Source organism: Kitasatospora sp. NPDC002551, from assembly GCF_040296005.1.
GTDB lineage: Bacteria > Actinomycetota > Actinomycetes > Streptomycetales > Streptomycetaceae > Kitasatospora.
The window spans coordinates 181,211-203,993 of record NZ_JBEOWI010000003.1 but is presented as its reverse complement, the minus strand read 5'-3'; the positions used below and the strand labels follow the sequence as shown (position 1 = coordinate 203,993).

Here is a 22,783-nt window from a genome sequence, read left to right as displayed (position 1 = left end):
GCCCGGAGGACCGTACCGATGACGGATGCACCGATGACCGACCTGCCGCCCGACCAGGCCCCGGGGGCCGACGAGACCACCATGACGCTGCCCGCCGTCGACCGGGCCGGCCACCCCGTCCACGACGGCTACGCCGAACCCGACGGGCGGCACCTGCTGTACCCGCAGGACGCGCACTACGAGGGTGACGACCAGGAGCCCGTCCTGGCCGGACTGGAGACCCGGGACGTCTCCGCCTGGTTCGGCTCCCGCAAGGTGCTGGAGCGGGTCTCGCTCGCCATGCCCGCCGGCGAGGTGACCGCCCTGATCGGCCCGTCCGGCTGCGGCAAGTCCACCTACCTGCGGATCCTCAACCGGATGCACGAGATGGTCCGCGGCGCCGCGCTCTCCGGCGAGGTGCTGCTGGAGGGCGACGACGTCTACCGGCCCGGCCGGCGCCCCGCCGAGGTGCGCCGCCGGATCGGCATGGTGTTCCAGCGGCCGAACCCCTTCCCGGCGATGTCCATCAAGGACAACGTCTCCAGCGGGCTCAAGCTCGCCGGCATCAAGGTCGCCAGGGACGAGCGCGAGCACCTGGTGGAGACCAGCCTGCGCCAGGCCGGCCTCTGGGACGAGGTGGCCAGCCGCCTCGACGCCCCCGGCGGCTCGCTCTCCGGCGGCCAGCAGCAGCGGCTGTGCATCGCGCGCTCGCTGGCCGTCTCGCCGGACATCCTGCTGATGGACGAGCCCTGCTCGGCGCTCGACCCGACCTCGACCCGCCGGGTCGAGGAGACCATCGCCGAGCTGCGCGGCCGGCTCACCATCGTGATCGTGACCCACAACATGCAGCAGGCCCAGCGCGTCTCGCAGACCTGCGCGTTCTTCCTGGCCACCCACGACACCCCCGGCCGGATCGTCGAGGCCGGGCCGACCGAGCAGGTGTTCCACGACCCGCGCGACCAGCGGACCTCCGACTACGTCAACGGCCGCTTCGGCTGACCGGCCCGCACGGGCCCCTCACTCGCCGCGGTGCCGGAGGATCTCCTCCAGCACCGCGGCGACGCCGTCCTGCTCGTTGCTCACCGTGTGCAGCGCCACCGCCGCCAGCACCTGCGGATGGGCGTTCGCGACGGCGTAGGCGGTGCCGGCCCAGGCCAGCATCTCCAGGTCGTTCGGCATGTCGCCGAAGGCCACCACCTCGCTCCGGTCGATCCCGCGCCCGGCGCACCAGCGGGCCAGCGTGCTGGCCTTGGTGACGCCGGGCGCACTGATCTCCAGCAGCGGTATCGGCGCCGAGCGGGTGATCTCGGCCAGCTCCCCGGCGGCCTCCCGGGCCTCGGTGAGCAGCTTGTCCGGGTCCAGGTCCGGGTGCTTGGCGAGCAGCTTGAACAGCCCGCGCACCGGGCCGCCCGGGCCGAGCAGCTCCTCGGCCGGGCCGACCGGGTGGTTCTCGTCCTGCCCCCACATCCGCACCTCGTAGCCGGGCTCGCGGGCGAAACCGGCCGGGTACTCGAAGGCGAACGCGGTGCCCGGGAGCTTGGCCCGCAGCCGCTCCACCACCGCGAGCGCGTCCTCGGCCGCCAGCGGGAAGGACTCCAGCAGCGCGCCGCGCCGCACGTCCACCACGGCGCCGCCGTTGGAGCAGATCGCCACCCCGTGGCCGCCGATGTGCGCGCTCACCTGCTGCATCCAGCGCGGCGGCCGGCCGGTCACGAACACCACCTGGATCCCGGCGGCCTCGGCGGCGGCCAGGGCGGCGGCGGTGCGCTCGCTGACGGTGCCGCCGGCGCAGAGCAGCGTGCCGTCCAGGTCGGTGGCGATCAGCCGGGTCGGGGAGGCGGGGCGCGGTATGGTCACCGCTCCATCTTCGCCCACCCCGGTCCGGAGGTCAGCGGCGCGGGTCCCCGGCCGTGGCGATCACTGCGGCGCGTTTCGGCCCCCGCGGCGCCAGTTCCGGCCGATCCGTCCGCCTGCGGGGTGTCCCGCGCCCCTGACCGGGCAGGACTCCTTCGGCCACCCCGTCGGCAGGAAGAGCCATGCGAACTCGCCAGGTCCGAGACGAGAGCCCCGCGACCATCCCGGAGGACGCCTCCCTCCCCGAGGACGCCCCACCGCCGTCCCGCGAACCCGTCCTGCTCGGCGACATCCTCTTCGACACCCTCGCCGACCTCGCCCGCCGCGGCGCCCCCGCCCACCTCCCGCGCCTCCCCGCCCAGCGCCCCCACCCCTGACCTCCCCCGCCGGCAGGCCGCGGAAGGCCGGGCGGCACCTGCGCGCGTAGGGTCGGGCCATGCGACTGAGCACGGTGATCCTCCCCATCCACCGGTGGGGCGAGGGACAGAAGATCTGGCGGCGGGCCGAGGACCTCGGCTTCCACGCCGCCTACACGTACGACCACCTCTCGTGGCGGTCCTTCCGCGACGAGCCGTGGTTCGGCGCCGTCCCGACCCTGACGGCGGCCGCCACCGCCACCGAGCGGCTGCGGCTCGGCACCCTGGTGTCCTCGCCGAACTTCCGGCACCCGGTGACGCTGGCGAAGGAGCTGATCACGCTGGACGACGTGTCCGGCGGGCGGCTGACGCTCGGCGTCGGCGCCGGCGGCACCGGCTACGACGCCACCGCGCTGGGGCAGGAGGCCTGGTCGCCGAAGGAACGGGCGGACCGGTTCGCGGAGTTCGTGCCGCTGCTGGACGAACTGCTGCGCCAGGACGCCACCACCCGCGAGGGCGCCCACTACTCGGCGGTCGAGGCCCGGAACATCCCCGGCTGCGTGCAGACCCCGAGGGTGCCGTTCTACGTCGCCGCCACCGGTCCGCGCGGGCTGCGGCTGGCCGCCGAGTACGGGCAGGGCTGGGTGACCTACGGCGACCCGAAGGGCCCGGCGGACGTGCCGGCCGAGCAGGCGCCCGCGGTGATCGCCCGGCAGATCGCGAAGCTGACGGCGGCCTGCGAGGAGCGCGGCCGGGACGCCGGCGAGCTGGAGAAGGTGCTGCTCCAGGGCTCGACGGCGGAGCGTCCGCTGGAGTCGGTGGACGCCTTCGTGGACTGGGCCGGGACGTACCGGGAGCTGGGCATCACCGAGCTGGTGATCCACTGGCCGGTCCCGGACTCGGTCTTCGCCGGTGACCTCGCCGTTTTCGAACGCATCGTCACCGACGGTCTCTCCCAGCTGAGTTGAGACCGGGCCGGGGGCGGCGCGGCACGGCCGCCGTCCCCGGGCGGGGCGCGGTGATCCCCTAGGGGACGGGAGGGACGGAGTCATACCGGAGCAGCAGGCGGGGTCCTCATCGCAGCCCATGGCCGTTTGCGGGCACGGACGCTACGTTGTGGTTCGTGTCCACTGTCATCAAGACGGACGGCCTCACCAAGAGGTTCCCCCGGGTGACCGCCCTCGATCAGCTGACCGTTGAGGTCGAGCCCGGGGTGGTCGGTCTGGTGGGGGCCAACGGAGCGGGCAAGTCCACACTCATCAAGATCCTGCTCGGGCTGGCCCCGGCGACCTCCGGAACCGGGCGGGTGCTCGGGCTGGACATCGCCACCCAGGGGTCGGAGATCCGCGAGCAGGTCGGCTACATGCCGGAGCACGACTGCCTGCCACCGGACGTCTCGGCCACCGAGTTCGTGGTGCACATGGCGCGGATGGCCGGGCTGCCGGCCGCCGCGGCGCGTGAACGGACGGCGGACACGCTGCGGCACGTCGGGCTGTACGAGGAGCGCTACCGCCCGATGGGCGGCTACTCGACCGGCATGAAGCAGCGGGTGAAGCTGGCCCAGGCACTGGTGCACGACCCCAAGCTGGTGCTGCTGGACGAGCCCACCAACGGGCTGGACCCGGTGGGCCGGGACGACATGCTGGCGCTGATCCGCCGGGTGTACACCGACTTCGGCATCTCGGTACTGGTCACCACCCACCTGCTGGGCGAGCTGGAGCGCACCTGCGACCACCTGGTGGTCATCGACGGCGGCAAGCTGCTGCGCTCCTCCTCCACCGCCTCCTTCACCGGCACGACGGCCACCCTGGCGGTCGAGGTGACGGACCATCCGCAGGACCACGCGCTGGACGCGAGCGCCGCGGTGCGCGAGCGGCTGGCGGCGGCGGGGGTCTCGGTGGAGACCGAGGGCGCGCGGATCCTGCTGGTGGAGCTGGCGGGCGACGGCACGTACGACGCCATCCGGGACGCGGTCGCCGACCTCGGGCTCGGGCTGGTCCGGCTGGAGCAGCGGCGGCACCGGGTCGCGGAGCTGTTCACACAGGGCACGGAGCAGTCGCAGCGGTCGCAGAACACGGAGAACGAGGGGAGTACCGCAGATGTCGCTGCCTCCTGAGTTCCGCCCGGCCGACACCGGCGTCATCCACGACATCGGCTACCGCGGCTACAGCGGCCCCCGGCTCGGCCGGGCGTACGCCGCGCGTTCGCTGTTCACCCAGAGCCTGCGCGCCGCGTACGGCCTCGGGCGGTCCGGCAAGTCCAAGGTGCTGCCGATGATCGTGCTGGGCGCGGCCGTCGTGCCGGCCGTGATCATCGTGGCCATCGCGGTGATGTCCGCGTCCGACGACCTGCCGGTCGACTACGCGCAGTACCTGAGCTCGATCGGGCTGGTCGTCTCGATCTTCCTCGCCTCGCAGGCACCGGTGCTGCTCTCCCGGGACCTGCGCCACCACACCGTGCCGCTGTACTTCTCCCGCCCGATCACCCGCGCCGACTACGTGCGGGCCAAGTTCGGGGCGATGGCCTGCGCCCAACTGCTGCTGATGGTCGCGCCGCTGGTGGTGCTCTACGTCGGCTCGCTGCTCATCAAGCTGGACTTCGGCGACCAGACCGAGCACTTCTTCTACGGCCTGGTGGCCGCGGTGATGTACGCGCTGGTGCCGACCTCGGTCGCGGTGCTGATCGCCGCCGCCACGCCGCGGCGCGGCTTCGGGGTGGCCGCGATCATGGGCTACCTCGCGGTCACCACCGCGCTGCTCGGGGGCATCGTCGGGACGAGCCTGGACGGCATGGGCCCCGGCGAGGAGCTCCCGGACGCCACGCAGTGGACGGCGCTGCTGTCGCCCGTGGGGATGGTGGAGAGCCTGAGCAACGGGCTGTTCGACCTCGGCGACGCCGGGAGCCTGCACCCGCCCGGCGGGCTCGGCCTGCTGGTGTTCACCGCCGTCGCCGTCGCGATGGTGGCCGGCTCGTACCGGCTGCTGCTGCGCCGCTACCGCAACGTTTGAGAGGGCGTCATGGCCACCATCACCATCGACAAGGTCTCCCGCTGGTTCGGGAACGTGGTCGCCGTCAACGACGTCAGCATGGCGATCGGCCCCGGCATCACCGGCCTGCTGGGGCCGAACGGGGCCGGCAAGTCGACCCTGATCCACATGATGAGCGGCTTCCTGGCGCCGTCCACCGGGACGGTGACCCTGGACGGCGCGCCGATCTGGCGCAACCAGGAGGTGTACCGGCAGATCGGCCTGGTCCCCGAGCGGGAGTCGATGTACGACTACCTGACCGGCTGGGAGTTCGTCCTGGCCAACGCCGAGCTGCACGGCCTGCCGCACCCGGGCGCCGCCGCCCGCAAGGCGCTCGCCCTGGTGGAGATGGAGTACGCCCAGGAGCGGCGGACCGGCACCTACTCCAAGGGCATGAAGCAGCGCGTCAAGATGGCCTCGGCGCTGGTCCACGACCCGGCCGTGCTGCTGCTCGACGAGCCGTTCAACGGCATGGACCCGCGCCAGCGGATCCAGCTGATGGACCTGCTGCGGCGCTTCGGCTCGGACGGCCGGACGGTGCTGTTCTCCTCGCACATCCTGGAGGAGGTCGAGCAGCTGGCCCGGCACATCGAGGTCGTGGTGGCCGGCCGGCACGCCGCCTCCGGCGACTTCCGGAAGATCCGCCGGCTGATGACCGACCGCCCGCACCGCTACCTGGTCCGCTCCAGCGACGACCGGCGGCTCGCGGCGGCGCTGATCGCCGACGGGTCGACGTCCGGCATCGAGCTGGACCGGCAGGAGCAGGCGCTGCGCGTCCAGGCGGTGAACTTCCAGGGGTTCACCACCCTGCTGCCGAAGGTCGCCCAGCGGGCCGGCATCCGGCTGTACACCGTGGCCCCGGCGGACGAGTCGCTGGAGAGCGTGTTCTCCTACCTCGTCTCCGCCTAGCGACGGCACCGCCCCGCCCGCCCACCGGCACCCACCACCAGGACCTCAGGAAGGCCGACCCACCATGAACCCGACCGTCGCCAGGCTGACGCTGCGCGGCCTGCTCGGCCGCCGCCGCGGCTTGCTGCTGCTGGTGGTCCCCGCCCTGCTGCTGGTCGTCTCGGCGATCGCCGCCGGGTCCAGCGGCGACAAGCACGACCTCGTCGTGAACATCCTCGGCAAGCTCGCGCTGGGCACCCTGCTGCCGATCTTCGGCCTGGTCGTCGGCACCGGCGCGATCGCCACCGAGATCGACGACGGCTCGATCGTCTACCTGCTCGCCAAGCCGCTGCCGCGCTGGAAGATCATCACCACCAAGCTCACCGTCGCGATCGGCATCACCTGGGCGTTCTCGGCGCTCCCGGTGCTGCTCTCCGGGCTGCTGCTGTACGGGACGAAGGAGGGCCTGGCGCTCGCCTACACGGTGGCCGCGCTGGTCTCCGGGGCGGCGTACAGCGCGCTGTTCCTGCTGCTCGGCGTGGTGACCCGGCACGCGGTGGTGGCCGGGCTGGCGTACGCGCTGGTGTGGGAGTCGCTGATCGGCAACTTCGCCTCGGGCGCCAAGACGCTCAGCGTCCAGCAGTGGGGGCTCGCGGTGGCCGAGACGGTCGCGGCCGAGGGCTCGATCACCTCGGCGGTCTCGCTCGGCGTGGCGGTGCCGCTGCTGCTGGTGGTCGCCGTGGCGGCGACCGCGCTGGCCTCGGTGCGGCTGGGCGGGCTCACCCTGGCCTCGGACGAGTAGGGGTCGGCCGCCGGCGTCGCGGACGAGCCGGGCGCGCCCCGCGGGTCGGGGGCGCGCCCGGCGTGCGTCGGCGGGGGGTCAGAGCGTCCGGTCGCGCCCGGCGCCCCAGCCCGCGACGGCGACCACGGCGGCCAGCGCCAGCATCAGCGCCAGCGGCGTGGTCCAGTCGCCGGTCAGCTGGTGCAGGGCGCCGGCGCCGACCGGGCCGGCCGCCGCGACCAGATAGCCGATCGCCTGCGACATGCCGCCCAGCTGGGCGGCGCCGGCGGCGCTGTCGGTGCGCAGCACGATGAAGGCGAGGCCGAGGCCGAGCGAACCGCCCTGGGCGACGCCGAGGATGGTCGCCGAGACCCAGGCACCGGGCACCGGGGCGATCAGCAGGACGGCGATGCCGAGACCGTTGAGCACGGCCATCGAGACGGCGAGCGCCCGCTGCCGGGTCATCCGGCCCGCGAACAGCGGCACCAGGAAGGCGCCGGCCACCTGCACCAGGTTGGAGAAGGCGAAGACCAGGCCGGCCTCGCCGCGGTCCATGCCGTGGTCGGCCAGGATGGTCGGCATCCAGGCGACCAGGGTGTAGACCAGCAGCGACGAGATGCCCATGAACAGGCTGATCTGCCAGGCCAGCGGCGAGCGCCAGAGGCCCTCGATCGGCCGGGTGGAGGCCGCCGGGGCGGCGGCCGGGGCGCCCGCGCCGCCGAGACCGGCCCGGGTCCGCAGCACCTGGGGCAGCCAGGCCACCGTCGCGACCAGCGCCAGCACCGACCAGGAGCCGAGCGAGGCCTGCCAGCCGCCGCCGAGCGCGTGCTCCAGCGGCACCGAGAGACCGGCCGCCATCGTCGCGCCGACCAGCATGGTGGTCGAGTAGACGCCGGTCATCGCCGCCGCCCGGCCCGGGAACTCGCGCTTGACCAGGCCCGGCATCGAGACGTTCAGCACCGCGATCGCGACGCCGATCACCACGCACCCGGCGTACAGCGCCGCCACCGAGGGCAGCACCCGCAGCAGCACGCCCGCGCCGAGCACCAGCACCGCGCCCAGCACCACCCGCTCGGTGCCGAACCGCCGGGTCAGCCGCGGGGTGAGCGGGGCGCCGACGCCCTGGAAGAGCACCGGCACGGTGGTGATCAGGCCGCTCGCGGTGGCGGAGAGCCCGAAGGTGTGCTGGATCTCGCCGACCATCGGCGACACCGCCGCCAGGCAGGCGCGCATGTTCAGGGCGACCAGCACGATGCCGGTCAGCAGCAGTGCGGGGTGGGCCAGCCGGCCGCGGACGGGCAGCGGGGCGGAGGAGGTGGTGACAACCGGCTGCTGGGCACGGGTGACGGCCATGGGTGGTGCTGCTTTCGTGGAGTTCAGGTGCGGGTTCGGGCGCACGGACGACGGAAGGGGGCCTGGGGCCCGCTCACTTCCGGGCGGCGATGGCGGCGAGGAGCTGCTCGACGGCGGCGGTCGGCTCGGCGAGCAGCGCGCGACACGCCCGCTCGGCCCGCTCGGGGTCGCCGCTCTCGATCGCGTCGACGAGGGCCTCGTGGGTCGCCACGACCACCTCGGGCATGTCGTGGTCGCCGAACGCCGTGCGCATCGACTCGCGGACCGAGGCGCCGAAGTAGCGGTACACCTCGGTCAGCGCCGGGTTGTGCGCGGCCTCGACGACCGCGGTGTGGAACTCCAGGTCGTGCTCGACGGTCGCCTCGCGGCCGGCCCGCTCGGGGTGCGCCGCGATCACCTCGGCCTCGCGGGCCAGCGCGGCCCGCATCCGCTCGATGTCCTCGGGGGTGTGCCGCAGCGCCGCCAGCCGGGCGGCCTCGGTCTCCAGCGCGGCCCGGACCTCCAGGACGTCCCGCACCCCGGAGCGCTGCACGCCGCGCAGGACGGCGGCCGGGTCGCTGGTGGAGCGCACGAAGGTGCCCTCGCCCTGCCGGGAGACCAGCATGCCCGCGTGCGCCAGCACCCGGATCGCCTCGCGGACGGTGTTGCGTCCGATGCCGAGGCGCTCGGCGAGTTCGTGCTCGGTCGGGATCCGCGAGCCGACCGGCCAGACGCCGGCGCTCAGCTGCTCGCGCAGCTGCTCGATCGCGGTGTCGACGAGGGAGCGCCGCCCGGCGGTCTGCAGCGTGTCCTGGCCGCTGTGCGCGCTGCTCATGGCGGTCTCCTCCCCCGGGTGCCGCAGCCGTGCGCGGGCCCCGGCCGGGCCCTGTTCGGGCGCTCTGCGGCCTCTTGCGGCCGCTCTGCGGCCTCGGTCGTCGGTCATCCTACAACTACTTGTCCGGTCATCCTACAACTGGCGGTGAACAGCCCGGGAACCGTCCGGGGCGGCCTGGCGTTCCTCCGGTCGACCGGTCGTCCCCAAAGGACGGGGCCCCGGTCCACACCCCCTGATGCGAGGAGAGCGTCCGCATGGTGTTCAAGAAGCTGCTCGGTGCCCTGGGCGTCGGCGGTCCCGCTGTCGACACCGTCCTGAGCACGCCCGTCGTGCAGCCCGGCGGGACGATGGCCGGCACGGTCGAGCTGACCGGCGGGACGGTCGAGGCGGACATCCGGGGGATCACGCTGACCCTGGTCGCCCGGGTCGAGATCGAGCACGAGGACGGCGAGAGCACCGGCCTCTACCCGTTCGCGCGCTTCTCGGTGACCGCGCCGCTGAAGCTGGCCCCGGGCGAGAACCGCTCGATCCCGTTCGCCGTCCAGGTGCCCTGGGAGGCGCCGGTCACCTCCATCGCCGGGCAGCACCTGCACGGCATGCAGCTCGGCGTGCGCACCGAGGTCGACATCGCGGGCGCGCTGGACAAGGGCGACTCGGACCCGCTGGGGGTCGAGCCGCTGCCGGTGCAGCACCGGATCCTGGAGACCCTGCTCCAGCTGGGCTTCCGGTTCCGCTCGGCGGACCTGGAGGCCGGGCACATCCGCGGCACCGGGCAGACGCTGCCGTTCTACCAGGAGATCGAGTTCTCCTCGGCGCCGCAGTACGCGCACGCCTGCAACTCGCTGGAGGTCAGCTTCGTGACCACCCCGGGCAAGGTCGAGGTGGTGCTGGAGGCGGACCGGCGCGGCGGCCTGTTCGGCGGCGGCGGGGACGTCATCCGCACCCATGTGGTCGACCACGGCCAGGCCGGCGAGGACCTCACGGAGCTCGTCGACGGCTGGATCCGCGCCGCGCTCTGAGCCGACGGGCGTCCGCCCGCCGTCCGCCGCCGGTTCGTCGGCCGTCGTCGTTCGGCCTCCGCCGGTCGGCCGTCGCCGTTCAGCCGTAGGAGACGTTGCTGCAGATGTCGTCGTCGGCGGACCGGGCCTCGTTGACCACCTCGGCGGGCAGCGGGGCCGGGGCGCCGGACGGCACCGCGGCGGCCGGTGCGGCGGCGCCGCGGGCGGCCCCGGCGGCCCCCGCGGCGTAGTCCAGGCCGAGCCGCACGCTGATCCCGGCCCCCCGCCCCGGGGCCACCGAGGCGCCGGGGAACAGGGCGGCGACCTTCTGCGCGTCGGTCCGCCGTCCGGCCCCGTACTCGACGGTGGTCGCGGCCCGGGCGCCGCCGCGCGCGGTGGCCGTCCCGGCGACGGTGACCCGGGCCGCCCGGAGCGTCTCGGCGGCCCGGGCGGCCAGACCGGGGGTGCCGGTGCCGTTCTGGACGGTGACCCGGATCGGCGCGCCGTCGGCGCCGAGCGTGGCCGGCGGGGAGACCGGCGGGGACGGCGGTGCCGGCGGGGAGGCCGGCGGCGGGGACGGCGCGGCGGCCGCGTCCGGCTGGTGGCCGGTGGCGTCCTGGCCGTCGATGGTCCGGTCGGCCTGCAGGGTCCGCCACAGGGTGTCGACCGCGGGGTGCACCAGGTCGATCCGCGCGCCGTTGTAACGCCAGGGCGTGGTCAGGAACTTGACCTCGTGCAGGTCGATCTCCTTGAGCGTCAGCGCGAAGTCCATCAGCTTGGCGGCCGAGTCGAGGCCCGGGTCGACGGTCATCGACCGGGTGGCGGCGTCGGCCAGCGGCAGCAGCGTGCCGGGGTTCAGCCCCTTGCTCTTGATCCGGGACAGCAGCGAGGCCAGGAAGGCCTGCTGACGCTTCATCCGCCCGACGTCCGAGTCGTCGCCGATGCCGTGCCGCAGCCGGACGTAGTCCAGCGCCTGCTGGCCGGAGACCCGCTGGCGGCCCTTGGGCAGCACCACCTTGCCCTTCCGGCCCAGGTTGGGGTTGATGTTCCCCTCGTGGACGGCGTTCGGCAGGCAGACGTCGACGCCGCCGACGGCGCCGGTCATCGCGGCGAAGCCGGCGAAGTTGACCTCGATGGTGTGGTCGATCCGGATGCCGGTGAGCCGCTCCACCGTGTTCTGCGTGCAGGCCGGGTTACCGGACTCGGAATTGCCCACCGAAAAGGCGGAGTTGAACATCTGTCCGGGCTGCTCCCGGGTCCAGGTGCCGTTCGGGAGCTTGCACCGGGGGACGGTCACCAGGGCGTCGCGCGGGATCGAGACGCCGACCGCGTGCCGGTGGTCGGCGTAGACGTGCAGCAGGATCGTGGTGTCGGAGCGGGCACCGCCCTCGTCGCCGCCGCCGAGGTCGCTGTTGTGCCCGGAGCGGGAGTCGGAGCCGATCAGCAGCACGTTGACGGGGCGGTGGCCGTGCGCGTCGGCGGTCGGTTCGGGCGGGCGGTCGGGGGCGATGGCATCGCCGTCGAAGGACCGGAGGTTGCCGTTCAGCCGGTAGTACACCGCGCCCCCGGCGCCGGCCAGCATCACCAGCACCCCGGCCACCGACCAGGCGAGCAGCCGCCGGGCGCCGCGCAGGCCCGCGCGCGGTCGGCGCCGGCCGTCGGCCCGGCCGCGGCCCGGCCGGGGCGGGGCGGGGCGGTCCTGCACGAGCCAGCCCTGCACGGTGCGGTTCTGGGGTGTGCGGCCCTGCGCCGTCCGGTTCTGTGCGCCGCGGCTCTGTCCGGCCCGGCCCTGCGCGGCGTGCCGGGCCTCGGCCCGGCCGCCGGTGCGCGGCACCGGGAACCGGCCGGGGGCGTCCTCGGGCGGTCCGGTCCGCACGCCGCCCTCGGCATGCCGCCATCCGGCCGGATCCGGCGGGCTCTCGCCCCACTGGACTGACATGGCGCGCACCTCTCAGCGGCGGAAGCGGGCAACCCTGGGAGCATACAAACTCCTCCGGGGCCGCCCGGCCGCCGAAGACGGCCGCACCCCCGCCGACCCGCGGCTTCGCCGCCGGGGCTCGGCGCACTGTCACTCCAACGGCTGAACCGGGTGACCCGGAAAGCCGGTTCACCCGGCCGCGGCGCAGGCGGATCGGGGCGCCGTCAGACCAGCCCGGCGGGGAACAGCCGCTCCAGCACGGCCGCCACGCCGTCCTCGTCGTTGCTCAGGGTGACCTCGTCGGCGACCGCGAGCAGCTCCTGGTGCGCGTTGGCCATCGCGACGCCGTGCCGCGCCCAGCCGAACATCGGCACGTCGTTGGGCATGTCGCCGAAGGCGATGGTGTCGGCGGCCTTCACCCCGAGCCGGCGGGCGGCGACGGCCAGCCCGGTGGCCTTGGAGAGGCCGAGCGGCAGCAGCTCGACGATGCCGGCGCCGGCCATCACCACGCCGACCAGGTCGCCGGCCGCGCGGCGGGCGGCCTCGGCGAGCGCGTCGTCGGTCAGGCCGCGGTGCTGGATGTACAGCTTGCTGATCGGGGCGGTGAGCAGTTCGTCCTTGGCGGTGCGCACGACCGGCAGGTCGGAGCCGATCAGCAGCTCGTAGCCGGGGCCGGCCAGCACCTGGCCCTCCAGGCCGTCCTGGTTGGCGGCGACGGCCAGCGGGCCGGTCTCGGCCTCGATCTTCTCGATCGCGAGCGCGGCCAGCCGGCGGTCCAGGGTGAGCGAGGTGAGCAGCTTGTGCGCGCCCGCGTCGTAGACCTGGGCGCCCTGGCCGCAGACGGCTATGCCCCGGTAGCCGATCTCGTCGAAGACCGGGCGGGCCCAGGCGGCCGAGCGGCCGGTGACGATGATGTGCAGCGCCCCGGCCGCGGTGGCGTCGGCCAGCGCGGCGCGGGTGCGCGAGGAGACGTTCTCCGCGGTGTTCAGCAGAGTGCCGTCGAGGTCGGTGGCGACCAGCCTGAAGGGCAGGCCGCCACCGTCCGCGGGGGAGACGGGGCTGGGGCTGGTGGTGCTCATGGGCCGTGGTCTCCCGGGAGTTGCTTCGTTGCTGCGGCCGCGTCGCCGCGGTGGTGGCCGGTGCCGGTGCTACTTGACCGGGTCCAGGACGGTGCGTCCGCCGAGGTAGGGGCGCAGGGCCTCCGGGACGACGACCGAGCCGTCGGCCTGCTGGTGGTTCTCCAGGAGCGCCACGATGGTGCGCGGGATCGCGACCAGGGTGCCGTTCAGCGTGGCCAGCGGGCGGACCTTGCCCTCCTCGCGCATCCGGATGGCGAGGCGGCGGGACTGGTACTCGGTGGTGTTCGAGGTCGAGGTGACCTCGCGGTACTTGCCCTGGGTGGGGACCCAGGCCTCGATGTCGAACTTGCGCGCGGCCGAGGCGCCGAGGTCGCCGGACGCGACGTCGATCACCCGGTAGGGCAGTTCGAGCGCGTTGAGGAAGTCCTTCTCCCACTGGAGCAGGCGGCGGTGCTCGTTCTCGGCGTCCTCGGGCGTGGTGAAGACGAACATCTCCACCTTCTCGAACTGGTGGACGCGGATGATGCCGCGGGTGTCCTTGCCGTAGGTGCCGGCCTCGCGGCGGAAGCAGGACGAGTAGCCGGCGTAGCGCAGCGGCAGCTTCTCGGCGTCGAGGATCTCGTCCATGTGGTACGCCGCGAGCGGGACCTCGCTGGTGCCGACGAGGTAGCGGTCGTCGCCCTCCAGGAAGTACACGTTCTCGGCGGCCTGGCCGAGGAAGCCGGTGCCGTCCATGGCGGCCGGGCGGACCAGGGCCGGGGTGATCATCGGGATGAAGCCGGCGGCGGTGGCCTGGGCGATCGCCATGTTGACCAGGGCGAGCTCCAGCAGCGCGCCGACACCGGTCAGGTAGTACGACCGGGCACCGGCGACCTTGGCACCGCGCTCGGTGTCGATCGCGCCCAGCAGCTGGCCCAGCTCGACGTGGTCGCGGGGCTCGAAGCCCTCGGCGGCGAAGTCGCGCGGGGTGCCGATCTCCTCCAGGGTGACGAAGTCCTCCTCGCCGCCGACCGGGGCGGCCGGGTCGATGAGGTTCGCCAGCGAGCGCAGCAGGCGCTCGGCCTCCTCCTTGGCCCCGGTCTGCTCGGCGTCGGCGGCCTTGACCTCGGCGGCCAGCTCCTTGGTGCGCTGGAGCAGGGCGGCCTTCTCCTCGCCCTGGGCCTTGGCGACGAGCTTGCCGAGCGACTTCTGCTCGTTGCGCAGTTCGTCGAAGCGCGTGCCCGAGGACCGGCGGCGTTCGTCGGCGGAGAGGAGGGCGTCGACCAGGTCGACGTCCTCGCCACGGACGCGCTGCGAGGCGCGCACTCGGTCAGGGTCCTCACGGAGCAGGCGAAGGTCAATCACGGGCCCAAGCCTACCGGGCGGGGGCCTGTCCACCGGTACCGGTTTTCGCCTGGGGATAACTCGCCCCAGCCTGTGGATAACCCAGGTGGGAAACCGTCCGGAGGCCGGTTATCCACAGGCGCTCCGCCCGGGCTGTGGATCGTGGGGCCGCGCCGGTGGGCGAGGAGAAGAACCATGGAATTCAGGTTTCAAACCTGATTTGACCTTCCCGGGTGAGGGAATTGAAGCACTCGGACGGGTGATTTGCTGGCACCCGGGTGACTCTGGTCCGATTGGTCATCTCTGCGACGCAAACCGATGATCCGACCGAAACGCGCAGTGGCTATAGCGGTTTGTCGACTCATCCCCAGACCTGTGGATAACTCGGGCCTGTGGACAGTGCCCACCCCTGTGGACAAGCCCCGCACCGGGTCGGCCGCCCTGTGGACGGCCGCCCGGCGGGGTGGAAAACGGTTCGAAAAGGACAGCCGACTTCCGAATGACGCCCGGATGTCCGGGTGCCCGGGTGCCCGGAGTCCGGATGTCCGGCCGGGCGCCCGGCTGTCCGGGCCTCCGGCTGCCCGGGTGGACTCAGATGTCCCCGCGCCCGTCGAGGCAGCGGGAGAGCCAGTCCGCGGCCGCGCCGAAATCGGCGTCCGAGGTGCCGGGCCGCTGGTGCTCCGAGGCCCGCCGGTCGGCGCGCGGATAGGAACCGAGGAATCGCACCTGCGGGCAGATCCGCTTCAGCCCCATCACGGCCTCACCGACCCGGCGGTCGCTGAGGTGCCCCTCGCAGTCGATGAGGAAGCAGTAGTTGCCCAGCCCCTCCCCGGTCGGCCGGGACTCGATCCGCATCAGGTTGACCCCGCGCACCGCGAACTCCTGGAGCAGCTCCAGCAGCGCGCCCGGGTGGTCGTCCGGCAGCCAGACCACCATCGAGGTCTTGTCCGTCCCGGTCGGCGAGGAGACCCGCCCGGGCCGGCCGGTCAGCACGAACCGGGTGGTCGCGCTCTGCGCGTCCACGATGTCCTTGACCAGCGGGTCCAGGCCGTAGATCGGCGCCGCGAACTCGCCCGCGAACGCCCCGTCGTAGCGGCCCTCGGCGACCAGCCGGGCGCCGTCCGCGTTGGAGGCGGCGGACTCCCAGTGCGCGTCCGGCAGGTTGGCGGCCAGCCAGCGGCGGACCTGCGCCTGGGCCACCGGGTGGCTGGTGACGGTCTTCACGTCGGCCAGCGCGGTGCCCGGCCGCACCAGCAGCGCGAAGGTGATCGGCAGCAGCACCTCGCGGTAGATCATCAGCGGCGCGCCGGAGGCCAGCTCGTCGTTGGTCGCCGTGACGGCGCCCTCGACCGAGTTCTCGATCGGCACGAACGCGCCGGACGCCTCGCCGGCGCGCACCGCGTCCAGCACCAGCTGCACCGAGGACATCGGCACCAGCTCCCGGGTCGCCGCCTCCGGCAGGGTGCGCAGGGCCGCCTCGGTAAAGGTGCCCGCCGGCCCGAGGTACGTGTAGCGGGTGGCCGACATGACGCCTCCAAGGGGAACGGGACCGGTGGGAACAACGGCGGATCGCCGAAAGAAGTCACCTTAGCCACTTCGTCCCCCTCCCGTGACCGCGTTCCGATCCGTGGGAGGAGGACGGACGACCGGTGGACAACCGGACGGGCCGGGCGGGTCAGTCGAGCAGGGGCTGCCCGACGTACCCGCCCTGCGGCGCGCCCGGCGGGACGGCGTACACGCCGCTCGCCTCGTGCCGCAGGAAGCGGGAGAGCCCGTCGCCCCGGGCCAGCTTGCGCTGCACGGGGGTGAACCCGGTGCGCGGGTCGGCCTGGAAGGCGAGGAAGAGCAGCCCGGCGTCCGGCGAGCCGTCGGCCAGCAGCCCGTCGTGGTACGAGAACCCGCGCCGCAGCATGGCCGCCCCGCCGTTGGCGGCCGGTGCGGCGACCCGGACGTGCGCGTCCGCCGGGATGGCCAGCGAGCCGTCCGGCCCCTGGGCCGCGAGGTCCACCGGTGCCCGCTCGCCCGCGCCGGCGGGGGCGCCGAGCGGGGCGCCGTCCGCCTTGCGCCGTCCGATCACCCGCTCCTGGCGCTCCACCGGCAGCGCCTCCCAGTTGTCCAGCAGCATCCGGATCCGCCGGAACACCAGGAACGAGCCGCCCGCCAGCCAGGCCGGCTGCTCTCCCCCGGCGGCGACGAACACCTTGGCCGCGAAGCCGTCCTCGCCGGGCCGCGGGTTGTTGGTGCCGTCGATCTGGCCCATCAGGTTGCGCCCGGTCATCGGGGTGGCGGTGGCGCCGGGCGTCCGGGCGAAGCCGGACATCTGCCAGCGCAGCGCCGCCGTGCCGGCCGCCTGGCGCTGCAGCACCCGCAGGGCGTGCACCGCCACCAGCGCGTCGTCCGCGCCGACCTGCACGAACAGGTCGCCGTCCCCGCGCGCCGGGTCCAGCGCGTCGGCCGGGAAGGCGGGCAGCGGTTCGAGTCCGGCCGGCCGGCGGTCGGCCAGGCCGGTCTTGTCGAACAGGCCCGCGCCGAAGCCGAAGGTGACGGTGAGCGAGCAGGGGCCAGCGTCCAGGGCGACCTGGTCGTCGAACTCGTCGGCCGGCTCGCCCGCGGCCATCCGGGCGGCCGTGCGCGACCAGCGCCGGAGCAGGGTGCGCAGGCCGTCCCGGCCGGCCCCGCCGGCCAGGTCGAAGGCGGCCAGCTGGACCCGCGCCTGCTGGGGTTCGAGGATCCCGCCCTGGCGCTCGCCGTGGAAGTCCACCCGGGCGAGCCCGAGGGCCGGGCCGGGCGCGGCGCCGCCGGCCGGGGCCGGCGGGTCGCGCCGCTCCGCGGTCAGGGCGGCGGCGGCGCCGGCGCCCGCGCCGACCACCAGGCCGGCCCCGGCGGTGCCCAGCAGGGCCCGCCGGGTGAAGCCGGGGGCGGTGCCCCCGGTGGTGCCCCCGGGCGCGGCGGTGGCGTCGGTGGCGCCGGTGGCGCCGGTGCTGTCGGTGCTGGTCTCCATGGGGATGGTCCGCCCTATCCGATCTTCAGCTGCTTGATCTCCGTGGTCTGGTCGATGTCGGAGGATCTGATGACCACCGACACCACCCAGTTCCCGGTGAGCGGCAGCTGCGCCGTCCCGGCCCAGCGCCCGGTGCCCTCGGCGGTGAGCGGGACGGTGAGCGGGCCGAGGTCGCGGTCCGGCAGGGTGAAGGCGAGCTCCACCTCCGGCACCTCGACCGGCTGTCCGTCCGTGCCGTCCAGCTTCAGGTGCACCTCGTTCGACCCGGTGCCCGCCGGGTTGAGGGTGACCGTCGCGGTGCCCTTGGCGTTCGGGGTGCGGCCCTTGGTGTCGTACGGGAGCGTGAGCTCCACGGTCCGGCCCGGCACCGTCTGCGGCGCGGGCGCGCCGCCGGTGCCGCCGGCCGCCGCCGGGGCGGTGCCGTTCGCCGCCGCGGCCCCGACCTCGCCCGCCACCCGCCCGGGCGGGGAGTTGGTGAGCAGGGTGGTGGCGACCAGGACGGCCACCGCCACGGCCGCCTCGATCAGCACCGAACGGCGCAGCGCGGCGCGGGCCGGGGTGAGCCCGCGGTCCCGGTCGGCGTTCTCCCGGGCGGCCCGCTGCCGGGCCAGCTGGGCCCGCCGGACCGGGTCGTCGGAGTCCGTGCCCGTGACGTCCCCGCCCGTGGCGTCCCCGTCGGTGACGTCCCCGCCCGTGGCGTCCCCGTCGGTGACGGTTCCGCGGTCCGGACCGGTACCGGCCGCGACGGCGACCGCCGCCGGGACGACCTCGGCCGCCTCCTCCGGGGTGGCCCGCAGCCGGGCCAGTCGGCCGCGGGACATCCAGGCGGCGGCGAGCATGGCGATCACGCAGCCGGTCTTCACCAGCAGCATCCGGCCGTAGTCGGTGCCGGTCAGCGCGCCCCAGGTGCCGAGGCCGCGCCAGGACTGGTAGAGGCCGGTGCCGGCCAGCACCACGACGGCGCCGAAGGCGATCTTCGAGAAGCGGTCGGCGACGTCCGCGCCGATCCCCTCGCGCAGCCCGACCAGCATGGCGGCCAGGCCGCCCAGCCACAGGGCCATCGCGACCAGGTGGAGCATGCCGAGCGGCAGCGCGAGCCAGACCTGGATGCCCACCGAGGCGTGGTCGGCGCCGGCCCAGGTCGCCGAGAGGGCGACGGCCAGCACCAGCCCGGCCACCCCGAGGCCCAGCCGGGCATCGCGCTGCGGGCGTTCGGCGGCGCGCCGCTCCAGCTCCCGCAGCTCGGCCTCCTCGGCGTCGCCCTCCGCCGGCCCGGCCGCACCGGGCGTACCGGCCGTACCGGTCCCGGCGGCACGGGCGGCCGGCTGCTGTCCGAGCTGGCCGACCAGCAGCGACAGGAACACCCCGCTCGCCGCGAGCAGCAGCAGCCTGGCGGCCAGCGCGGTGCCGATCCGCTCGTCCAGCGTGGCGCGGACCAGCGACAGGTCGAACGCCTTGCCGATCCCCGAGCCCCGCTCGTACGGGCCGCGCAGCATCAGCACCGCGACGGTGGACACCAGCAGCGCCACCCAGCCGCTCATCAGCAGCCGCTGCACCGGGCGCCGGGCCGCCCCGGCCGGCCAGCAGAGCAGCACGAAGGCGGCCGCGCCGGCGAGCAGCGCGAAGGCCCCGTAGGCGACGGCCCGGCCGGTGCCGTAGAGCGCGGCGACCAGGCCGTCCGCCTCGGCGCTCTGGAGCTCGGTGGTGGAGACGGTGGTCGCCGAGGGGGCGCCGATGGAGAAGGTGAACGCCCCGCCGATCGGGTGCGAGTCGTCCGACACGGCCCGCCAGGCGACGGTGTAGGTGCCGTCGGCGAGCCCGCTGCCGAGCCCGACGCGGGCGGTGTTGTCCTTGCCGTCGGCGTGCGCGGGGCTGCCCGCGTCCACCGCCTTTCCGGCCGGGTCGAGCACCCGCACCGAGTCCGCGGAGAGCGAGACGGCCTCGCTGAAGGTCAGCGTGACGGACGGCGGCGCGGTGGGCAGGACGGCGTTCTGCGCGGGGTCGGTGGACTGCAGGGCGGCGTGCGCGGCGGCCGGCCCGGCGCCGGCGAGCAGCAGCGCGAGGACGGCGCCGAGCACGCCGAGCAGCCCGGCGATCCGCCGTCCCATGAGTCCCGGTGCGATCAGCATGGTGCGAGGGTCCCTCAACTCTGGCCGGGGCGGTAGGTGAGCTCCTTGACCGGTACCTTGACCGAGACGGTGCCGGTCCGCGCGAAGGTCAGATCGAGTTCGAGCTCGTCGCCGAGGGCGGGGGCCTTCTGCCATCCCATGATCATCAGATGGGTGCCGCCGCGGGCGAGCTGCAGCGTGCCGTTCGCGGGGACGTCCAGCTTCTCGACCTGCTCCATGGAGCCGGCGGTGGAGCGGTGCATGGTCACCGAGGAGGCGCCGGGGCTGGAGACCTTGAGCAGTTCGTCGCCCTGGCCGCCGTCGTTGCGCACCGTCAGGTAACCGGCCGCCATCCCGCCGGCCGGCGGCATCGGGATGTAGGAGTCGGCGATGCTCAGCTTCGCCGCGGCGCCGCCGGAGGGGCCGCCGGCGCCGTCCTGGCCGCCTGCCCCGCAGGCGACCAGGAACGCGCCGGCGCCCAGTGCCGTCGCCACAGCCGCCCCCGCGAGTGCCGTCCGGCGGAAGCCGAGGGTGCCCTTCACGCGGCGACCCCCTTGGCGAGCAGCGGCAGGTCGTGCTCGTAGGTCTTCACCTCGGTGCCGCTCAGGTAGAGCACGTGGGCCTTGTCGTCGGAGGGCAGGAAGGCCAGCACCTGGGCGCCGTGGGTGGAGGTGACGGTGCCGTCCCCGTTGACGACCGGGTCCTCGATCAGGATGCCCAGCGACTTGGCGGCGGCCTTCACCTTCTCCAGGTCACCGGTCAGGCCTATGAAGTCGCTGCCCATCGAGTCCAGCCAGGTGCGCAGCACCTGCGGGGTGTCGCGCTGCGGGTCGGTGGAGACGAACACGACGTTGACGTTCTGCCGCTCCTCCGGGGAGAGCTTCTTCATCGCCACGCCGACGTCGCCCATGGTGGTCGGGCAGACGTCCGGGCAGCTGGTGTAGCCGAAGAACAGCAGGGTGGTCTTGCCGTTGGTCTTCTGGCGCAGGTCGTACGGCTGGCCGGAGGTGTCGGTCAGCTGGAGGTCCGGCTTCTCGAAGTTCTTGCCGAGCACGGTGCCCTCGTAGGGCGAGTCCGACTTCTGCTGGACGACCTTGGCGGGCGAGGCGGAACCGCCGCCGTCGGAGCCGCAGGCGGTCAGGGCGAGCGCGGCGGCCAGCGCGACGGCGGTGGCGCCGGCCAGCCGGGCCGGACGGGCGGTGCGGGCGGTACGGGCGGAGCGGGGCATGGGAGAGGTCCGATCGTGTGCGGTGGATCACCGGCGGGGGCCGCGCCCGGAACGCGGGCGCGGCGCGGCGGGTGCCGGGCGCGGCCCCCGCCGGTGCGGGGGTCAGGAGGCCGAGCCGCCGCTCTTGCGGCGCAGGCCGAGGAGGCCGACGGCGGTGCCGATCACGCCGACCACGATGCCGACGACGCCGAGCACCCGGGCGGTGGAGTCACTGGCCTTGTCGTCGGAGGCGGCCTCGGCCTTGGCGGCGTCGCCGTGCCCGCCGGCGGCGGCCGACGGGGAGGCGGTGGCGGACACGCCGTGGCCGTCGGCGGAGGTGGCCTTGGTCAGCTTCAGCACCGGAGCGGGCTTGGCGGGCTCCGGCTGGCCGTCCTTGGCCTCGTCGATCCAGCGGACGATGTCGCCGTTGTCGTAGCTCTGCAGCGCCTTGAAGACCATGGTGTCGGTGTCGGTCGGCAGCGGGCCGAGCGAGACGCGGAACTCCTGGAACTGGCCGGGGGCGATCTTCACCCCGGCGTCGGCGGTCCAGGTGATCTTGGAGACGGCCTCGTTGACGTCGTTGCCGTGCACCTTGATCGGCTTGTCCAGCTTGGCCTTCTCGACGGTGGCGGTCCAGCCCGGCAGCGGCTGGGTGCGCACCGAGGCCAGCGGGTGGTCCAGCGGGAGGTTGACCTCCAGCTTCACGGTGCCGGCGGTGTCGTTCTCGTTCGGGACCCGGAAGTCGACGGCGGTGTAGCCGCCCTGCTCGGCGCTGCCCGGGTTCACGCTGACGTGCGCGGAGGCGGGGCCGGCCAGCGCCACCACGGCGGCGGCTGCGGCGAGGGCGACGGCGGCGGTACGGCGGGGGGAGAGGGAACGCATGGGGTTGGTGTCTCCGTTCGGAGGCTCGGCGGGCAGGCCCGCTCCCGGGCACGGGAGGATCCGTGCCGCGGCGGGGCCGCGCGGCGGGGAGGACGTGGGGGAGGCCGCAGGACCGCGCGAGTCGGCGGGTACGGCGCTGCTGCCGCGTACACCCGTCCGTCGGGCCACCGCCGGTGGGGGACACCGGGGCGTGGCGGGCGCGGGTCAGTACGCGAGCGCCCCGAGCGGCGGACCGCGCCGCACCACGCTGTGCCGCAGCGCGGCACCGGCCGGCAGCGGGTCGTCCCCGCCGCGGCCGCCGGACCGGCGCACCGGGCCGGCGGGCAGGCCGAACAGGCCGCGCAGCAGCACCGCGGCCAGCGCGCAGGCGGTGCGCAGCGGCGCCTGGCCGCGGGCGCGCGCGGTCGACGCGGCGATCCGCACCAGCCGCCAGAGCGCCGCCTCGCCGCGCCGCAGCCACCAGCCGGCCACCAGGGCCGCGGCCAGGTGGGCCGCCAGCATCGTCGGCGTCATCCCGAGCACCCCGCCCTGCCACCAGGGCGCGGCCGCGTAGGCCTGCGGGTCCAGCCCCGCGCCGGCGACCAGTTGCTCGGCGGTCGGACTGCCGGGCAGTCCGATCAGGGTGCCGGGCCGGGCCTCGTTGCAGACCAGCCGGCCGGCCACCTGCGGCAGGGTCAGCGGGCCGGAGCCCAGCGGACCGCCGTGGTGCGCGCCGGCCGCGCCGGCGGCCGCGTGGCCGCCGAAGGAGTGGAAGAGGCAGTGCAGCCCGAACTGGCCCGCCGCCAGCGCCCCGGCGATCGCGCCGAGCGAGCGCTCCCGCGCGCCGAAGGCGGCGGCGAGCACCAGGACGGCGGCGAACCCGGTCGCGAGTGCGGGAAGGGCGACGTCCCCGCCGCCCGCCAGCGCGTGCCCGGCGGCCGCGATCAGCGTGCACACCAGGGCGAACGGGACCGCCCGGGCAAGCCGCAGGTCCCAGGCGGCGGCCCCCACCGGCGCGTCCGGTGCGGGGGCGCCCGGGTGCGGGGCGGCGGCTGGGGCAGTCATGGCCGGGCCATCATCTCATCGCGCACACCCGCCGGACCGGCAGGGTGGGAAATCCCGACGAATGCCCCGATCGGCCCCGCGCACCACCCCGGACATGCGCCGCCCGGCACATGCCCGTCCCCCCGTCCATCCGCCGAACGGGTGGTGGCGCACCCCCGGCACGGTTCACCTG

21 protein-coding genes are annotated in these 22,783 nt (G+C 74.6%); 8 read left to right on the top strand and 13 right to left on the bottom strand.

What is annotated here, in order from left to right:
• Positions 1–18: 18 nt before the first annotated feature.
• Positions 19–978 carry a phosphate ABC transporter ATP-binding protein gene (locus ABT093_RS04885; protein WP_350560422.1) on the top strand — a complete coding sequence of 320 codons (960 nt, stop codon included), beginning with the start codon at positions 19–21 and terminating at the stop codon, positions 976–978.
• Between the two features lie 18 nt (positions 979–996).
• On the opposite strand, the gene ABT093_RS04880 is transcribed toward ABT093_RS04885, so the two are convergent.
• Positions 997–1,836 (bottom strand): HAD family hydrolase, encoded by an 840-nt coding sequence (locus ABT093_RS04880; protein ID WP_350560420.1) that lies wholly within the window; start codon positions 1,834–1,836, stop codon positions 997–999.
• A gap of 179 nt (positions 1,837–2,015) precedes the next feature.
• On the opposite strand from ABT093_RS04880, the gene ABT093_RS04875 reads away from it, so the two are divergent.
• The 6 genes from ABT093_RS04875 to ABT093_RS04850 all read left to right on the top strand — a co-directional run bounded on the left by ABT093_RS04875 (position 2,016) and on the right by ABT093_RS04850 (position 6,905).
• The gene (locus tag ABT093_RS04875; RefSeq protein WP_350560418.1) at positions 2,016–2,210 is read left to right on the top strand and encodes a hypothetical protein; all 195 of its coding nucleotides are present in this window, start codon (positions 2,016–2,018) and stop codon (positions 2,208–2,210) included.
• A gap of 59 nt (positions 2,211–2,269) precedes the next feature.
• A complete protein-coding gene (locus tag ABT093_RS04870; protein WP_350560416.1) occupies positions 2,270–3,157 on the top strand; it encodes an LLM class flavin-dependent oxidoreductase in 888 nt (295 codons plus the stop codon).
• Positions 3,158–3,312: 155 nt separating this feature from the next.
• Complete coding sequence (locus ABT093_RS04865) at positions 3,313–4,305, top strand: ABC transporter ATP-binding protein (RefSeq protein WP_350560414.1); 993 nt, start codon at positions 3,313–3,315, stop codon at positions 4,303–4,305.
• Positions 4,289–5,197 carry an ABC transporter permease gene (locus ABT093_RS04860; RefSeq protein WP_350560412.1) on the top strand — a complete coding sequence of 303 codons (909 nt, stop codon included), beginning with the start codon at positions 4,289–4,291 and terminating at the stop codon, positions 5,195–5,197. The genes ABT093_RS04865 and ABT093_RS04860 overlap by 17 nt, the downstream gene beginning before the upstream one ends.
• Before the next feature lie 9 nt (positions 5,198–5,206).
• On the top strand, positions 5,207–6,124 hold the full coding sequence (locus tag ABT093_RS04855) for an ABC transporter ATP-binding protein (protein WP_350560410.1): 918 nt from the start codon (positions 5,207–5,209) through the stop codon (positions 6,122–6,124).
• A 64-nt stretch (positions 6,125–6,188) separates the two neighbouring features.
• Positions 6,189–6,905 carry an ABC transporter permease gene (locus tag ABT093_RS04850; protein ID WP_350560408.1) on the top strand — a complete coding sequence of 239 codons (717 nt, stop codon included), beginning with the start codon at positions 6,189–6,191 and terminating at the stop codon, positions 6,903–6,905.
• Between the two features lie 78 nt (positions 6,906–6,983).
• On the opposite strand, the gene ABT093_RS04845 is transcribed toward ABT093_RS04850, so the two are convergent.
• Both ABT093_RS04845 and ABT093_RS04840 read right to left on the bottom strand, forming a co-directional pair.
• Complete coding sequence (locus ABT093_RS04845) at positions 6,984–8,237, bottom strand: CynX/NimT family MFS transporter (protein ID WP_350560406.1); 1,254 nt, start codon at positions 8,235–8,237, stop codon at positions 6,984–6,986.
• Positions 8,238–8,310: 73 nt separating this feature from the next.
• On the bottom strand, positions 8,311–9,051 hold the full coding sequence (locus ABT093_RS04840; RefSeq protein ID WP_350560404.1) for a FadR/GntR family transcriptional regulator: 741 nt from the start codon (positions 9,049–9,051) through the stop codon (positions 8,311–8,313).
• A gap of 254 nt (positions 9,052–9,305) precedes the next feature.
• Between ABT093_RS04840 and ABT093_RS04835 the strand changes: the two genes are divergently transcribed.
• The gene (locus tag ABT093_RS04835) at positions 9,306–10,070 is read left to right on the top strand and encodes a sporulation protein (RefSeq protein WP_350560402.1); all 765 of its coding nucleotides are present in this window, start codon (positions 9,306–9,308) and stop codon (positions 10,068–10,070) included.
• Positions 10,071–10,149: 79 nt separating this feature from the next.
• Here the strand turns inward: ABT093_RS04835 and ABT093_RS04830 are convergent, their stop codons facing one another.
• The 10 genes from ABT093_RS04830 to ABT093_RS04785 form a co-directional block, all read right to left on the bottom strand.
• Positions 10,150–11,988 (bottom strand): LCP family protein, encoded by a 1,839-nt coding sequence (locus ABT093_RS04830; protein ID WP_350560400.1) that lies wholly within the window; start codon positions 11,986–11,988, stop codon positions 10,150–10,152.
• 203 nt (positions 11,989–12,191) lie between these two features.
• Positions 12,192–13,046 carry an HAD family hydrolase gene (locus tag ABT093_RS04825; protein WP_350560398.1) on the bottom strand — a complete coding sequence of 285 codons (855 nt, stop codon included), beginning with the start codon at positions 13,044–13,046 and terminating at the stop codon, positions 12,192–12,194.
• A 69-nt stretch (positions 13,047–13,115) separates the two neighbouring features.
• Positions 13,116–14,390 (bottom strand): serine--tRNA ligase, encoded by a 1,275-nt coding sequence (gene serS, locus ABT093_RS04820; protein WP_350560396.1) that lies wholly within the window; start codon positions 14,388–14,390, stop codon positions 13,116–13,118.
• 570 nt (positions 14,391–14,960) lie between these two features.
• Positions 14,961–15,896: a prephenate dehydratase gene (pheA, locus tag ABT093_RS04815; RefSeq protein WP_350560394.1), complete on the bottom strand. Its 936-nt coding sequence runs from the start codon at positions 15,894–15,896 to the stop codon at positions 14,961–14,963.
• A gap of 148 nt (positions 15,897–16,044) precedes the next feature.
• Positions 16,045–17,370 (bottom strand): iron uptake transporter deferrochelatase/peroxidase subunit, encoded by a 1,326-nt coding sequence (gene efeB, locus ABT093_RS04810; protein WP_350560392.1) that lies wholly within the window; start codon positions 17,368–17,370, stop codon positions 16,045–16,047.
• A gap of 14 nt (positions 17,371–17,384) precedes the next feature.
• Entirely contained in the window at positions 17,385–19,499 is a 2,115-nt protein-coding gene (locus ABT093_RS04805; RefSeq protein ID WP_350560390.1) for a copper resistance CopC/CopD family protein, read from the bottom strand.
• Positions 19,500–19,513: 14 nt separating this feature from the next.
• Positions 19,514–20,020, bottom strand: coding sequence for a copper chaperone PCu(A)C (locus tag ABT093_RS04800; RefSeq protein ID WP_350560388.1), 507 nt, complete (start codon positions 20,018–20,020; stop codon positions 19,514–19,516).
• Positions 20,017–20,706, bottom strand: a complete 690-nt coding sequence (locus ABT093_RS04795; protein WP_350560386.1) for an SCO family protein — start codon at positions 20,704–20,706, stop codon at positions 20,017–20,019. Before ABT093_RS04795 ends, ABT093_RS04800 begins: the two co-directional genes overlap by 4 nt.
• Positions 20,707–20,808: 102 nt before the next feature.
• Entirely contained in the window at positions 20,809–21,567 is a 759-nt protein-coding gene (locus ABT093_RS04790; protein ID WP_350560384.1) for a YcnI family copper-binding membrane protein, read from the bottom strand.
• 204 nt (positions 21,568–21,771) lie between these two features.
• Entirely contained in the window at positions 21,772–22,611 is an 840-nt protein-coding gene (locus ABT093_RS04785) for a hypothetical protein (protein WP_350560382.1), read from the bottom strand.
• Positions 22,612–22,783 lie beyond the last annotated feature (172 nt).

What these genes read in the sequence shown, in the direction of transcription:
- ABT093_RS04885 (WP_350560422.1), top strand. Translation starts at nt 19, where the DNA reads ATGACGGATGCACCGATGACCGACCTGCCGCCCGACCAGGCCCCGGGG.
- ABT093_RS04875 (WP_350560418.1), top strand. Translation starts at nt 2,016, where the DNA reads ATGCGAACTCGCCAGGTCCGAGACGAGAGCCCCGCGACCATCCCGGAG.
- ABT093_RS04870 (WP_350560416.1), top strand. Translation starts at nt 2,270, where the DNA reads ATGCGACTGAGCACGGTGATCCTCCCCATCCACCGGTGGGGCGAGGGA.
- ABT093_RS04860 (WP_350560412.1), top strand. Translation starts at nt 4,289, where the DNA reads ATGTCGCTGCCTCCTGAGTTCCGCCCGGCCGACACCGGCGTCATCCAC.
- ABT093_RS04855 (WP_350560410.1), top strand. Translation starts at nt 5,207, where the DNA reads ATGGCCACCATCACCATCGACAAGGTCTCCCGCTGGTTCGGGAACGTG.
- ABT093_RS04850 (WP_350560408.1), top strand. Translation starts at nt 6,189, where the DNA reads ATGAACCCGACCGTCGCCAGGCTGACGCTGCGCGGCCTGCTCGGCCGC.
- ABT093_RS04845 (WP_350560406.1), bottom strand. Translation starts at nt 8,237, where the DNA reads ATGGCCGTCACCCGTGCCCAGCAGCCGGTTGTCACCACCTCCTCCGCC.
- ABT093_RS04840 (WP_350560404.1), bottom strand. Translation starts at nt 9,051, where the DNA reads ATGAGCAGCGCGCACAGCGGCCAGGACACGCTGCAGACCGCCGGGCGG.
- ABT093_RS04835 (WP_350560402.1), top strand. Translation starts at nt 9,306, where the DNA reads ATGGTGTTCAAGAAGCTGCTCGGTGCCCTGGGCGTCGGCGGTCCCGCT.
- ABT093_RS04830 (WP_350560400.1), bottom strand. Translation starts at nt 11,988, where the DNA reads ATGTCAGTCCAGTGGGGCGAGAGCCCGCCGGATCCGGCCGGATGGCGG.
- ABT093_RS04825 (WP_350560398.1), bottom strand. Translation starts at nt 13,046, where the DNA reads ATGAGCACCACCAGCCCCAGCCCCGTCTCCCCCGCGGACGGTGGCGGC.
- pheA (WP_350560394.1), bottom strand. Translation starts at nt 15,896, where the DNA reads ATGTCGGCCACCCGCTACACGTACCTCGGGCCGGCGGGCACCTTTACC.
- efeB (WP_350560392.1), bottom strand. Translation starts at nt 17,370, where the DNA reads ATGGAGACCAGCACCGACAGCACCGGCGCCACCGGCGCCACCGACGCC.
- ABT093_RS04805 (WP_350560390.1), bottom strand. Translation starts at nt 19,499, where the DNA reads ATGCTGATCGCACCGGGACTCATGGGACGGCGGATCGCCGGGCTGCTC.
- ABT093_RS04795 (WP_350560386.1), bottom strand. Translation starts at nt 20,706, where the DNA reads ATGCCCCGCTCCGCCCGTACCGCCCGCACCGCCCGTCCGGCCCGGCTG.
- ABT093_RS04790 (WP_350560384.1), bottom strand. Translation starts at nt 21,567, where the DNA reads ATGCGTTCCCTCTCCCCCCGCCGTACCGCCGCCGTCGCCCTCGCCGCA.
- ABT093_RS04785 (WP_350560382.1), bottom strand. Translation starts at nt 22,611, where the DNA reads ATGACTGCCCCAGCCGCCGCCCCGCACCCGGGCGCCCCCGCACCGGAC.